5 protein-coding genes are annotated in these 13,756 nt (G+C 69.3%); 3 read left to right on the top strand and 2 right to left on the bottom strand.

Annotation, left to right across the window (positions count from 1 at the left end; translation table 11 throughout):
* The first annotated feature begins 25 nt into the window (after window positions 1–25).
* From VIF40_RS05515 to VIF40_RS05505, 3 genes are all read left to right on the top strand, one after another.
* Window positions 26–757 (top strand): aldolase/citrate lyase family protein, encoded by a 732-nt coding sequence (locus tag VIF40_RS05515; protein WP_331936518.1) that lies wholly within the window; start codon window positions 26–28, stop codon window positions 755–757.
* A 143-nt stretch (window positions 758–900) separates the two neighbouring features.
* Window positions 901–3,366: a YfhO family protein gene (locus VIF40_RS05510; RefSeq protein ID WP_331936517.1), complete on the top strand. Its 2,466-nt coding sequence runs from the start codon at window positions 901–903 to the stop codon at window positions 3,364–3,366.
* Between the two features lie 172 nt (window positions 3,367–3,538).
* Window positions 3,539–4,477 (top strand): hypothetical protein, encoded by a 939-nt coding sequence (locus tag VIF40_RS05505; RefSeq protein ID WP_331936516.1) that lies wholly within the window; start codon window positions 3,539–3,541, stop codon window positions 4,475–4,477.
* An 89-nt stretch (window positions 4,478–4,566) separates the two neighbouring features.
* Here the strand turns inward: VIF40_RS05505 and VIF40_RS05500 are convergent, their stop codons facing one another.
* Complete coding sequence (locus tag VIF40_RS05500; RefSeq protein WP_331936515.1) at window positions 4,567–5,586, bottom strand: hypothetical protein; 1,020 nt, start codon at window positions 5,584–5,586, stop codon at window positions 4,567–4,569.
* A gap of 329 nt (window positions 5,587–5,915) precedes the next feature.
* Window positions 5,916–13,406, bottom strand: a complete 7,491-nt coding sequence (locus VIF40_RS05495) for an apolipoprotein acyltransferase (RefSeq protein WP_331936514.1) — start codon at window positions 13,404–13,406, stop codon at window positions 5,916–5,918.
* Between the last annotated feature and the right edge of the window lie 350 nt (window positions 13,407–13,756).

Here is a 13,756-nt window from a genome sequence, read left to right as displayed (position 1 = left end):
GCGGCGAATGGTGGAAGAGTCGAAGATGCGGTCGTTTCTTGTCCTCGCGCCGGGCGAGGAGGCCTTCGCCGCCGCTCTCGCGAGCGGCGCCGACGCGCTCGTCCTCGATCTTCGCGGCGATTCCGCCCCGGCGCGGGAGCCCGCCGCCGCGCTGCTGCGGCTGCCGCGCCAGCCGGGATTGCGGCTCTATGCGCGCGTCGCGCCACTCTCCTGCGCGGCGATCGACGCCGATCTCGCGGCCGTCGTCGCGGCGGGAGCCGATGGCGTTTTTCTGCCGGAGGCCTGCGGCGGCGCGAGCATCCAGCATCTCGCCGCCAAGCTCGCCGTGCAGGAGGCCGAATGCGGCCGCCCGGACGGCGCCACGCGCATCATCGCTCTGGCGACGCAGACTCCCGCCGCGATTTTCGCGCTCGGACGCTATGCCGGGGTCTCCGCCCGGCTCGAGGCGCTCGCCTTCGACGTCGAGCCGCTGCGCCGCGCGCTGGGAGCCGAGCCGGCGTCGCTCGCCTCGGAATCGCTCGCCTCGACAGGCCTGGCGTCGCCTTTCGCCCTGGCGCGGGCCGGCCTGCTGCTCGGCGCGGCGGCGGCCGGCGTCGCGGCGATCGACGGGCCCTTCGCGGCTCTCGCCGACATGCGCGGGCTCATCGCCGAATGCCGCGCCGCCCGACGCGACGGCTTCTCGGCCAAGCTGGCCTTGGATGGCGCACAAATCCCACCGATAAACCAGACTTTCGTCGGGGCTCGGCCTGCGCTATAAACAGGCGGCGCCCAAACGTTCATCATGAGTTCATGAAGACGAAATCACTTTAGGCGTCCCGCGCATATGGCGAGCAGCCGTCGCGCAGCGCCCCGATGGCGCGCGCCGCGAGACTGCTCGCGACAGTCGAGACAGGTTCGAACATGTCCATCAGCGACCGCCCGCTCGGCGTATCCGGCGCCGAGGAGTCCCCGCTCGCGCTCGGGGAGGCGCGTCGCGCGCTCGCCGGACCCGACGCCGCCCACGCCCATATATGGACGCGCCGCGACGCGCTGACCGCCTTCGGGGCCATCGCCCTCTTCATGGCGCTGGCGGCGGGACTGTGGATCGCCAATGGCGCGGTGGTGCCCTGGGATTCGAAGAATCATTTCTATCCGATGTTCCGCTTCCTCGGCGAGGCGCTGCGCCACGGCGAGGTTCCGCTCTGGAATCCCTATCATTTCGCCGGACATCCGTCGGTCGCCGATCCGCAATCGCTGATCTTCACGCCGACCTTCTTTCTGTTCGCGCTGCTGCGTCCGGCGGCGACGATGCAGGAATTCGATCTCTTGGTGCTGGCGCATCTGCTGATGGGCGGCGCGGGCGTGCTGGCGCTCTGCGCGCGGCGCGGCTTCATCCCCTGCGCCGCCGTGCTCGCCGGGCTGATCTTCATGCTGGGCGGCGTCGCCGCCTCGCGCCTTCAGCATACGGGGATGATCATCTCCTACAGCTTCTTTCCGCTCGCGCTGCTGACGCTGGAAATCATGCTGGAGCGCCCGCGCCTGCTCTATGGCGTCGGCTTTGGAATTCTCGCCAGCCTGATGGCGCTGGGGCGCGATCAGGTCGCCTATCTGTTCTGCCTCGTGCTGATCGCCCGCGTGCTCTACGCCGCCGCCGTCTCACGCCGGCCGCTCGACTATCTGCTCGGCCGCTGGCCGGCTCTGCTGGCCGCGGCGGCGACGGGCGCGGCGATCCTGATCGCCCCTGTGCTGCTCACCCTGCAATTTCTGGCGACCTCCAACCGGCCGGGCATCGCCTTCGGCGTCGCGGCGGCGGGCTCGCTGGCGCCGGTCAATCTCGTCACTCTGCTCGCGCCCGATATCTTCGGCTCGCTCGACAAGAGCTATGAATATTGGGGCCCGGGCTATGACACGATGGCCGCGCCGGACTGGACCGATCGCGCCATCGACTATCTCTTCATCGGCGCCGCGCCGGTGGTTCTGGGCTTCTGGCACGGGCTGGCGGGCGGGCGCATCTTCGCCAAGGAGATGCGCTTCGTCCATTACATGCTGGCCGCCGCGCTGATCTACACGCTCGGCCGCTGGACCCCGCTCTTCGCGCCGATCTATGATTTCTTCCCCGGCGTGTCGCTCTATCGCCGGCCGGCGGACGCCGCCTTCCTGCTCAACGCCGGCTTCGCGCTCAGCGCCGCCTATCTGCTGCATCGCTATGTCGCCGACGGCGCCCCCCGGCCCTTTCAGAAAATGCCGCGCGCGCTCGCCCATGGCCTCGCCGCCGCGGCGGTGGGCGTCACGCTCGCGCTCGTGATCGGCGGGCTCGGCTTCTCCTTCGCGCATGGCCATGGCAAGGAGGCGCTCGTCGCCGTGGCGGCGGCGCTGGCGACGGCGGGCGCGGTGGCGGCCACGCTCGTCATCGGCGATCGATTCGACAAGCGCGGGATCGTCGCCATTCTGCTCGTCGCCGCGACGGCGGGCGAGCTCTTGTGGCGCAACGCCGCCGATCCGCTGAACGCCGAGCCGGCGACGCGCTACTCGATCCTCAACGAGGCCTCGCCGCAGGAACGCGGCGCGATAGCGGCGCTGCGCAAGGACATCGCCGAGCGCGCCGCCAAAGGCGAGCGCCCGCGCGTCGAGATTCTCGGCCTGCCGGGCGGCTGGCAGAACGCCTCCATGATCCTCGGCCTCGAGGACACGCTCGGCTACAATCCTCTGCGCATCGCCGATTATGAGCGCGCCGTGGGGCCGGGCGACAATGCCGTCGATCCCAATCTGCGGCATTATCCGGGCACGTTCCGCGGCTATCGATGCAAGCTCGCGCGGCTGCTCGGCCTCGATTATCTGGTGCTCGGCCGCCCGCTGGCGCGCATGCCGCGGCATATGCCGCGCCCCAATGCGCTGCCGATCTTCGTCTCCGACCAGATCTATGTCTATAAGCTCGGCCGCGCCGCGCCGCGCGCCTATTTCGCCACGCGGGTCATGGGGGTCGATTCCGACGCCGCCATCGCCGAGGACGACATTCCCGATTTCGACGGAACGCGCGAGGCGCTCGTCGATCAGGCCGATCTGCCGCGGCTCGATCCCGCGCTCGCCGATCCGGCGCTCGCCGGCGGACCGGAGGCCAAGGCGACGATCGTCGCCTATGAGAGCGAGCGCATTCTCGTCGACGTCGAGTCGGATCGCGATGGGCTTCTCGTCCTTCACGATCTCTATTATCCGGGCTGGCAGGCGCTCGTGGACGGCGCCCCCGCTCCGATCGTCAAGGCCAATATACTGTTCCGCGGCGTGCCGACGACGAAGGGACGCCACCGGATCGAGTTCCTATTTCGGCCGTTTTCCCTCGCCAATCTCGCTTCCGCCGCTTCCACTCTGCTCGATCATCGGGAAGAGTGACAGGCGGACGGCCGGCGTCGGAATAGACCGTCGAATTCGGGCGCTCGCGCCCGCCCCTCAGAGCGCTTTCCGATCGAACGGAATCGTTCGATCGATCGGAATTCGCTCCAAAAAAGGAATGTTAGAGCGCTATCCGATCCATCTGGATCGGATAGCGCTCTCGATGCGGCGCATGAAATCACGCTCACTCGTCACCTTGGCGCTGCTCGTCGCCGGCGCCGGCTACGCGGCGGCCCAGACCCCCGCCCCGCCGACCCAGCAGAAGAGCCGTGCGGCCAAGCCCGCCGCCGCACCGGCGGTGGAGGAGGAGAAGCCGGCCGCCGGCGCCACGCTGCGCCTCTCCGCCGTGCTGACGCCGAATGACGCGGGCGCGATCCGCAGCGGCCTCGTCTGGCGGATTTTCGAGGACGCCGCGCAGCCGGAGGGCGCCCGCAAGCTCGTCGCGGAATCGCGCGAGGCGAGCTTTTCCCTGCCATTGCCGGACGGCGTCTATATCGTCCACGCCGCCTTCGGCCTCGCTGGGGCGACGCGCCGAATCGTCGTCGAGGGAGTCAATCTCAGCGAGAAGCTCGTGCTGAACGCCGGCGGGCTGAAGCTCGTCGACACGCTCGGCGACACGCAGCTTCCGGCGCAGCGTCTGGCGATCTCCCTTTATGTGCCGGAGCGTGGAAATTCGGAGGCGAAGCTGGTGCTCGCCAACGCCCGATCCGGCGAGATCGTCTGCCTGCCCGAGGGGGCCTATCACGTCGTCTCGACGCTGCTGGATTCGAGCCAGGGATCGCAAGGCGACAACAACACGACCAATTCCGTCGTCACCGCCGATCTGCGCGTGCCGGCCGGCAAGGTCATCGAGGCCACTCTGCGCCACCGCGCCGCGACGATGACGCTGAAGCTGGTCAAGACGCCGGGCGGCGAGGCGCTGGCCAACACCTCCTTCTCGGTGCTGACGCCGGGCGGCGACGTCATCCGCGAATTGATCGGCGCCTTTCCGTCGCTGGTGCTGGCCGAGGGCGAATATGTCGCCATCGCCCGCCGCGAAGGCAAGACGTTCCAGACGACGTTCAAAGTGACCTCGACGCAGGATCGCGACGTCGAAATCCTCACGCAGTGACGGACGAGAAACGGACCCGCGCAAAAAAACGGACCCGCGTGGCCGCGGGTCCGTTTCTGGAAGGACGAAGTCGAAAGCGCTCGGCGGCCTTACTTGAAGGTCGCGGAGCTGAAGTCGATGGACAGCGAGGCGACGAAGCGCGCGCCACACCAGCTCGACGAGCTCTGGCCGGTGATGGTGTTCACCGAAGCCACGAAATTGCCCGCCGGGTCGGAGGTGTTGAGGAAGCAGCCCGCGCGGGTCAAATTCGAGTCGTAGTAGCGCAGATCGAGCGTCACGACGTTCCAATTATAGGACGCGCCGACGTTCCAGGTGTTGTAGCTGGCGAATTTGAAGCCCTTGGTGCCGAGAACGCCGGTCGCCAGGAAGGCGTAATCCGGATCGATATAGCTGCCGCCATACGCCGTGCTCGAATTGCCGATGTAATAGTGGCCGAAGGCGCCCGAGACCGACAGACCGGAATAATCGGTGTTGGGGAAGGGAACGAGCTTGGCGTTGATCTCCGAATAGAGCGCATGGGCGCTATAGTTGTTCCAATTCGGATCATAGGCGATCTGGCCGCCCAGCGTCGCGTAATCGTTCAGCGCCCAGCTCGGCTTGAAGTAGATCTCGACGTAGCTCGGGTCGAAAGCCGTGGTCGGGAGCGCCGTATAGGAGTTCTTGAACGTCGTGACCGGGATCGCGCCGCCGATGAACCATTGCTGGTGGTTGCTCGGATAGGCGTAGTAGATCGCGCCGAAGTCCAACGTCAGCGGACCCCAGACAGGGCGGACGCCGGCGGTGATGTCGACCTCGGCGAGCGGGCTCGTGGCCAGCGTCACATTGGTGGCGGCGAGGCCCGTGTAGAACCAGCCGTAGCGCAGCTCCTCATAGACGCTGCCGGCCGGCCGATGGGCGCTGTTCGAAATGCCGCGGACGATATAGTCCGACATGAATTTCGCGCCATAGGCGTAGTCGAAGCCGGCGTCGAGAACGTCGAAGCTCGGCTCCGGCCAAGCGACCAGCGGCTTGGCCTCCTCATGCTTCATGGTCTTCATATCTTCGGCGGCGCAGACGCTCGGCGCAGCGAGCGCGATTGCGGCAATGCCGGCAAACAGAACGGATTTCATAGGCTTAGGCTCCCCGATACTGGAATCATCCTCGTCGCGATTGTTGCGACAAAGCCCGTAGGCACTCAAGCGGAACAGGGAAGCAATTGCGTACGGCTCGAGCAAAATCGCATATTCGACGCGATTTCTCGGACAAGAGTGGCTAAAATGTCACAATCTGAGTACGGAAATGAACAAGTTTCGTCGTTTTGAAACAAACACCGACCCATCCGCGCGGCGGCCAGGCCGCCGTGCGGAAACCAAATGCGAATTATGGCGCTACGGATTCGCCGCAGGCGCCGAGTTTTTCGGCGCCCAGGGCGAGACGACGCATCAATCGAAACGACTCGTCAATCGAAACGGCCTGCCGCGTGACCGAGCATCGTATAGACCTTGCCGGCGTCGGAGGTGAGATAGCCGCGCGTCAGCGCGCCCTCGCGATCATTGCGGCTGGTCTCGGCGACGAGACGCTCGAACTCCTGGACGTAATGATCGACGGTGGCGTGGAAATCCTGGTCGACGCGGTAGCGACGGCGGATTTCCTCATAGGTCTGCTGGCCCTGGGCGGTGTAGAGTCGCCGGTTGAACAGATTTTTCTCGCCGCGCTGGAAACGGTCCCAGAACTCGCCCACCGCGCCATGATCGACCATGCGGGCGATATCGAGCGTGAGATTGTCCAGCGCGCCGGCGGCCTTGGCTCTTCCGGCCGCCGTATTGGCGCGCGGCGCGGCGGCGGCGGGCGCTTCGTCGCGCGAGGCGCGCGCCAGGAGATCGGTGAGCCAGCCGTCTTCTGTCGCCGAGGCGGCGGGCCGCGCCGGAGGGGCCGGCGGGGGCGGCGGCGGAGCCTGCATCTGCCGCACGACGCGTTGCGGCTCCTCCCGCGGGGCGCGGCTCGCCCAGCTCGGCTCGGGCGCGCGCGGCGGCGGAGCCGGGGGCGCGACCGGCGGCGGCGGAGGGGGAGCGGGCGCGACGGCGGCCGGCGGCGGCGCCTCGAAGCCGCGGCGCGCGGGAGCGGCCGGCGCCGGAACGGGCTCGGCTATGTCATAGGCGCGGCCCGAGCGCGCGACGATGTCGGTCAGCTCGTTGAGCGCCTTCACCTGCTCGCCGACGACGCGGCGCAGCGCGGCGGCCTGCTCGGCCGTCTCGCGCGGCAATTCCGTGGCGCCGCGACGCACCTCGGCGCGAGTCTGCTCCAGCTCGCTCTGGATCTGCATCGACATGCCGCGGATCTCGGTCGCGGCGGCGGCGAATTTCTCCGTCGCCCGGCCGAAAATATCCGCCAGCTCGTCATTGGCCTGCTCATAGGCCGCGCGCAGCGCCGTGGCGGTCTCCTGGCCCTCGCGCGAGGCGGCGTCGCGCACCGCGGCGAAGCGCTCGTCGACGAGCTCCGCCGTCTCATGCGTCGCCTGGGCGATGAAGCCGCCGACATCGCGGGCCCGCGCCTCGACGCGGCGGAAATTCTCCTCGACGAGGCCGGAGAAGGCGCCCACGGTCTCCTCGAAGTCCTTGCGCTTGTCCTCGACGAGCAGCACCAGGCTCTCCAGCGAGCGCCGGCGCGCGTCGAGCGCGGCGTCGAGCTCCGACTGGCTCAGCGCCAGCCGCTCGGCGCTCTGCGTCAGGTTCTGCTGATGCGTCTCCATCGCGTCGACGACCGAGCCGGCGTCGCGCATGACGCCGCCCGACACTTCGCCGATCTGCGCGATATGCTCCGCGACCGTGTCGATCGCGCCTTTGAACTCGCGCAGCTTGCCGCCGAGCTCCTTGTCGAGGCTGGCGAGATTGCCGCCGGCCGCCGAGATGATCGTCTGCAGCGAGGAATTGGTCGCGCCGAGCCGGTCGAGCACCTCGGGCAGCTCGGCGCGCAGCTTCTCATTGACGTCGAGCAGCGCCCGCACCGAGCCCTCGGCGCCGTCGGTGAGCGCCTTTTTCAGCTCCTCGGCCGATTGGTCGATCGCCGCCGCCAGCTCGACGCGCTTCTCGCCGAGATGCTGCACGATGGTCGAGCCGCGGCTCTCGATCGCATGGGCGACCAGCTCGCCGACATTGGCCAGCTCGCGCGTCACCTCGCCGCCGCGATCGCCGAGCGTCGCGTGGATCTGCGTGAGGCGCTGCTCGAGCGTCGAGCTGATCTCGCCGACGCGCTCGGTCAGCGCCTGGCCGAGATCGCCGGTGCGGGCGTGCAGCGTGGTGTCGAGATCGCGCCGCGCCGAGGCCAGCGTGGCGTTGATCTCCTCTATGCGCGCGTTGATCGTCTCGACGACGACGCGGCTGCGCTCGCCGATCTCGCCGGAGACCGCGTCGAGGCGGCCGACGACATTGTTCTCGAAGACGCCGATGCGGCCGTCCAGCGTGCCGGCGATCTCTTCCGCGCGGCCGCCGAGCGTGGCGTTGATCTCCTCCGCCTTGGAGGAGAGCGTCTCGGTGAGCTGGGTCGAGCGGGCGAGCAGCACCGCATCGATATCCTTGACCTTTTCGTCGAGCGAGCGAATGACCTCGCGGCCGCCCTCGCCCATCGCGCGCGCCACTTCCACCGCATGGCGGGCGAGCGTGTCCTGAAAGGCCTTGCCGGCCGATTCGAGGCCCGAATCGACGCGGCCGACGAGCGCGTCGATGCGGTCGGCGGCCTGGCGCGTGCGGGCGTTGGAGACGGTCTCGAAGCTCTCGATCTTCGAGGACATGACCGCGGCGATCTCCTCGGCGCGCGCGCCGAGCAATTCGACCAGCGCGGCGCCGTCGCCGGAAATCGTCTTGTCGATGGCCGCGAGCCTCTGGCCCACATCCTCGGACAAGCGCTGCGACTGGTCGCCGATGCGCGCCGCCAGCTCGTCGGCGCGCTCGCCCAGACGATCGGCCAGCGCGCCGCCCTCCACGACGATCGACGAGTCGATCGCCGCGAGACGCTCCGACAAGGTGGTCGCGAGCTGCTGCGCATGGTCGCCGATCTGCGCGGCGATCTGGCCGCCCTGATAGCGCAAACGATCGTCGAACGCCGCGAGCTGATCCTCGACGCCGCGCGTGACGCCGTCGCCGCTCGCCGCCAAAGCGGCGACCAGCGCGCCGCCGCGGTCGACGATCGTCGTGTCCACCGCCGTGAGCCCCTCGGCGAGCGCCGCCGCGAGCTGCTGCGAGCGTTCGCCGATCTGCGCCGCCAGCTCGCCGCCGTGATGGCGCAGCCGCTCGTCGAACGCCGCGAGCTGATCCTCGACGCCGCGCGCGACGCCGTCGCCGCTCGCCGCCAGCGCCGCGACCAGCGCGCCGCCCTGGTCGATGATCGACGTATCCACCGCGGCGAGACGCTCGGTGAGCGCCGCCGCGAGCTGCTCGGACTGCTCGCCGATCTGCTCGGCGATGAGATTGCCGCGATTGCGCAGCGCCTCGTCGAACGCCGCGAGCTGATCGCCGACGTCGCGCGTGAATCCCTCGCTATTGGCGGCGATGGCCGCCACCAGAGCCGCGCCCTCGTTGACGATGGTCGAATCGACCGCCGCCAGACGATCGGAGAGCTCCGTCGTGAGCTGCTGCGAATGCTCGCCGATCTGCGCCGCGAGCTGGCCGCCGCGATTGCGCAGCGCCTCGTCGAACGCCGCGAGCTGATCGCCGACATCGCGCGTGAAACCCTCGCCATTCGCCGCGATCGCCGCCACCAGAGCCGCGCCCTCGTTGACGATGGTCGAATCGACCGCCGCCAGACGGTCGGAGAGCTCCGCCGCGAGCTGCTGCGAATGCTCGCCGATCTGCGCCGCGAGCTGGCCGCTGTGCGCGCGCAAAATCTCGTCGAAAGCCGCGAGCTGATCGCCGACGTCGCGGGACAGCCCCTCGCCGCTGGAGGCGAGCGCCGCCACCAGCGCGCCGCCCTGGTCGATCGCCATCGCCTCGAAGGACGCGATGCGGCCGGCGAGCGCCTCCTCTATGCGCTCGCCCTGGGTCGCGATGGCGAGAGCCGCCTCGCTCGCCGTCGTGGCGAAACGCTCCTGCAGCGACGCCGATTGCTCGGCGAGCGTCGCCGCGACCTCGGCGACGCCCTGGGTGAGGCCGGCGCGAAGCTCGGCGCCGCCCACGGCGAAGGCCGTCTCGGCGCGGTTCTGCGTCTCCTCCAGCGTGCGCGACACTTGCGCCGTGGCTTCCTCCAGCGCGTCCAGCCGATTGACCAGCACGCCATCGACCCATTCGGCCTGCTCGGTGACGCGGGCGACGACGTCGCCGCTCTGCCGCGTCACCTGATCCTCGAAAGCGGTGAGCCGCTCCGACAGCACCGAGGCGATGCGCTCCGACTGCTCGGTGACGCGCGTCGCCACCTCGTCGCCATGGCGCACGACGGTCTCCTCGAAGGCCGCGAGGCCCTGCGAGAGATAGGCGCCGATCTCGTCGCCGCGCTCGACGAGCCGCAGCACGGTCTCGTCGCCGCGGCCGGCGATGCGCTCCTCGAAAGAGGCGAGTCCTTCGGCGATGGCCGCGCCGACCCGCTCGCCCTGCGCGAGGAAGCGCGACGCGGTCTCCTCGCTCTGCTGCACGACCTGCTCGCGGAAGGCCGCGAGGCCGCCGGCGACGGAAGCGGTCGCGCGCTCGCTCTGCTCCTCGAGGCTCGACAGAGTCGCCTCGTGCTGCTGCGCGAGACGATCCTCGAAGGCGGCGATTCCGTCCGCCACCGCGAGGCCCAGCGCTTCGCCATGGGCGGAGAGCCGCGCGGCGGCCTCCTCGCTCTGGCCGAGCACGCGCGTCTCGAATTTCGCCAGCCCCTCGGTGACGATGCCGCCGATGGTGTCGCCCTGGGCGACGAGGCGCTGCGCCACATCCTCGCCATGTCCGACGATCCGCGCCTCGAAGGCGGCGAGCCCCTCGGCCACGGCGACGCCGATCGAATCGCCGTGCGCGACGAGGCGTTCCGCCGCCTGCTCGCCCTGGCCGACCACACGCTCCTCGAAAGCGGCGAGGCTCTCGGACACAGTGGAGCCGATCGCATCCGCATGGGCGACGAGACGCTCCGTCACTTCGGCGCTATGGCCGGTCACTCGCTCCTCGAAGGCCGCGAGGCCTTCCGAAACCGCCGCGCCGATGGCGTCGCCATGGGCGACCAGACGATCGGCGACCACCTCGCTGTGGCCGATGACGCGCGCCTCGAAAGCGGCGACGCCCTCCGAAACCGACAGGCCGATGCGCGCGCCTTCCTCGATCAGCCGCTCGGCCGCCGCGACGCCCTGGCCGGCGATGCGCTCCTCGAAAGAGGCGAGGCCCTCGGTGACCGCGGTCCCGATGGCGTCCGCATGCGCCGAGAGCCGGGCCGCGACATCCTCGCTCTGGCCGGCGACGCGCTCCTCGAAGGCCGCGAGACCCTCGGTGACGGCGGCGCCGATGGCGTCGCCATGCGAGACGAGACGCGTGGCGACATCCTCGCTATGGCCGATGACGCGGTCCTCGAAGGCCGCGAGGCCTTCTGCGACCGCCGAGCCGATGGCGTCGCCATGCAGCGACAGACGCGTCGCCACCTCTTCGCTGTGGCCCGTCACCTGCTCCTCGAAGGCGGAAAGACCCGCGGCCACCGCCGCGCCGATCGTTTCGCCCTGCGTCGAGAGACGCGCCGCGATGTCTTCGCTACGGCCCGCGACATGCTCCTCGAAAGCCGCGAGGCTGGCGGCCACCGCCGCGCCGATCGCGTCGCCCTGCGTCGAGAGACGCGCGGCGACCTCGTCGCTGTGGCCGATGACGCGATCCTCGAAGGCCGCGAGCCCCTCCGACACGGCCGAGCCGACGGCGTCGCCATGCAGCACGAGACGCGCCGCGACCTCTTCGCTGTGGCCCGTCACCCGCTCCTCGAACGCCGCGAGGCCGGCCGCCACCGCCGCGCCGATCTCCTCGCCCTGCGTCGAGAGACGCGCCGTCACCTCTTCGCTGTGACCCGTCACCCGCTCCTCGAAAGCCGCGAGACCGTCCGACACCGCCGCGCCGAGACGCGCGCCTTCTTCCAGGAGACGCGCCATCGCCTCGGAGCCGCGCAGCGCGACGCTCTGCTCGAATTCGGCGACGCCCTGGGTCAGCGCCGCGCTGATCTGCTCGCCCTGCTCGGCGAAACGCGTCGCGATCTCGCCGCCATGGACGATCACGGTCTCCTCGAAGGCGCCGAGCCGGTCGGCCAGCGTCTCGGTGACGCGGTCGCCATGCGACGCGATGGCGACGATCGCCTCTCCGGCGACGGCCGCGAAACGCTCCTGCAACGTGTCGGCCTGCTCGGTGAAGGCGCCGGCGCTCTCGGCCAGAGTCTGCGCGAAACGCTCGTGCAGCCCGGCGCCATGCGCCTCGAGGTCGCCGCGGGCGCGCTCGCGCGTTTCGTCCAGCAGCTCGGCGACGCGGTCGCCGGCGGTTTTGAGCGCCGATTCCGTCGCCGCCACTCTGTCGGAGAGCTGGGCGGCGAGACTTTCCGAGGCGATGAGCAGCGAGCGCTCGATGGCGCCGCCATGGGTCTCGATCGCCTCGTCGACGCGCCCGCTGGTCTCGGCGAGACGATCGACAAAGCTGTCGCCACGGTCGCCGACCGCCTGCACGAGCGATCCGCCGATCGAGTCGAGCCGCTCGACGACATAGGCGCCGCGCGACTCGAAATCGGCGGCGAGGGCGTCGCCGCGCTCCTGAAGCCTGCGGTCCGATTCGGCGATGCCGTCGGAGAAGCGGCGCGTGACCTCCTCGGAGGCCAGATTGAGGCTGGCCGCGATCGTCTCTCCGGCGACGGAGAGACGCTGCACCATATCCTCGCCGCGCGTCGACAGCGTGGAGTTGAATCCGTCGCCGACGTGCTCGAGCGCGAGACGAATCTCCTCGCCCTTGGAGCCGAGCGCGGCGGTCACGCGGCCGCCGGCCTCGCTCACCGTCTCGGCGAGATGGGAGGAGCTCGTCTGCAGCTCCGCCGACAGCGACTCGCGCGCGCCGAGCAGCGCCGTGCGGGCGTTGTCGGCGTTGACGAGGATCGCCTCGCGCTCGCGGGTCAGCTCGTCGATGAGCACGCGAATGCGGCGCTCGTTCTCGGAATAGGAGCGCTCGAGATTGGAGACCTCGGTGCGCACGATGATCTCGAGCTCGCTGGCCCGCGCCAGCGCGCGCTCTATGCCGTCGCCCATCGAGGCGGCCTCGCGGCGGATCGCCTGCGAGAGCGTCACCATCTGCTCGGTGGCGATGGTCTCCGGCTCGATCAGCCGTATCGCCACTTCCGCCATGGAATTGGCGACCTGCTTCATCTCATGGGCGCGGCGCGCCATCACGCCGGTCACGAAGATGAAGACGATCGGCGCCAGCAGCGCCAGCAGCGTCAGCACCGGCTTGGGCGCGAGGAAGGAGGCGTTCTCGTGGTCGAGAATCTCGCCCTGATTGAAATAGACGAACAAGGTCCAGAGCAGCGCCCAGGCGGCGATGGACAGGAAAGTGTAGCCGAGAATGGCGGTGTTGGGACGCACCTGCAGCGCCGCGCGCAGCTCGCCGATCGTCTGCCGATCGTCATTGGCCGGCGCTCCGGCCGGGGCGACCGGCGGCTTGGCCGCAGCGGCGGCGCGGCCCGACGACGCGGAGCCCTCCGCCGGACGGGCGTTCTCCCGCGCCGCGCTCTCGCGCGCAGCGGTCTCCCGCGCATCTTGACGACGCGACGACGGCAGGCTGAAGTTGAACCCGGGGGCCGTCTTGGCCTGACCCTTGCCCTCGGCCTTATCCAGGAACTTGGCGCCCGCGTCGGCCGACGACGAGGCTTTGTCGCCCGTGTCCGTCGCGGCCTCGGCGGCGGGCTCCACGCCCAGATTCAACGCCTCTTCGACCGCCGACAGCGCAGCGATAGCCGCGTCCTGGGGCTTGCCCGATTTCGCCATCGTCACCTCTCCGAGCGGTCATGGTTCCGCTTTATGACGCCGCTCACCTTACTTCGCCGTTCACATCGAGCAGAAAAGATTAACCAAATATTACCGCTGTCGGCGCGCAAATGAAACCGGGCCACGCCGGCAATCGAAATCGTCGTTAACGCGACTGGAGGAAGGTGCTTCGCGTTCAGCCTCGAGCGGAACGAAACGGGCGATCGGAAGCTGGGCCGGAAATCACGGGCAATGCTTACATAGAGTTGATTCGAATAAGAATACGACGCCCGATTCGGCCCGGCGAGCGCAATCGCCGCCGCCGCTCGCGCGACTGGGGCGCAATCCACAGGAAAAGCGCGGCTTTTCCC

This window comes from Methylosinus sp. (genome assembly GCF_036560965.1).
GTDB lineage: Bacteria > Pseudomonadota > Alphaproteobacteria > Rhizobiales > Beijerinckiaceae > Methylosinus.
Note: the sequence above shows the minus strand (reverse complement) of the source record. Positions and strands in the feature narration are given on the sequence as shown.

Excerpts from the sequence above, each read along its gene's own strand:
- VIF40_RS05515 (WP_331936518.1), top strand. The coding sequence starts at position 26 with ATGCGGTCGTTTCTTGTCCTCGCGCCGGGCGAGGAGGCCTTCGCCGCC.
- VIF40_RS05510 (WP_331936517.1), top strand. The coding sequence starts at position 901 with ATGTCCATCAGCGACCGCCCGCTCGGCGTATCCGGCGCCGAGGAGTCC.
- VIF40_RS05505 (WP_331936516.1), top strand. The coding sequence starts at position 3,539 with ATGAAATCACGCTCACTCGTCACCTTGGCGCTGCTCGTCGCCGGCGCC.
- VIF40_RS05500 (WP_331936515.1), bottom strand. The coding sequence starts at position 5,586 with ATGAAATCCGTTCTGTTTGCCGGCATTGCCGCAATCGCGCTCGCTGCG.
- VIF40_RS05495 (WP_331936514.1), bottom strand. The coding sequence starts at position 13,406 with ATGGCGAAATCGGGCAAGCCCCAGGACGCGGCTATCGCTGCGCTGTCG.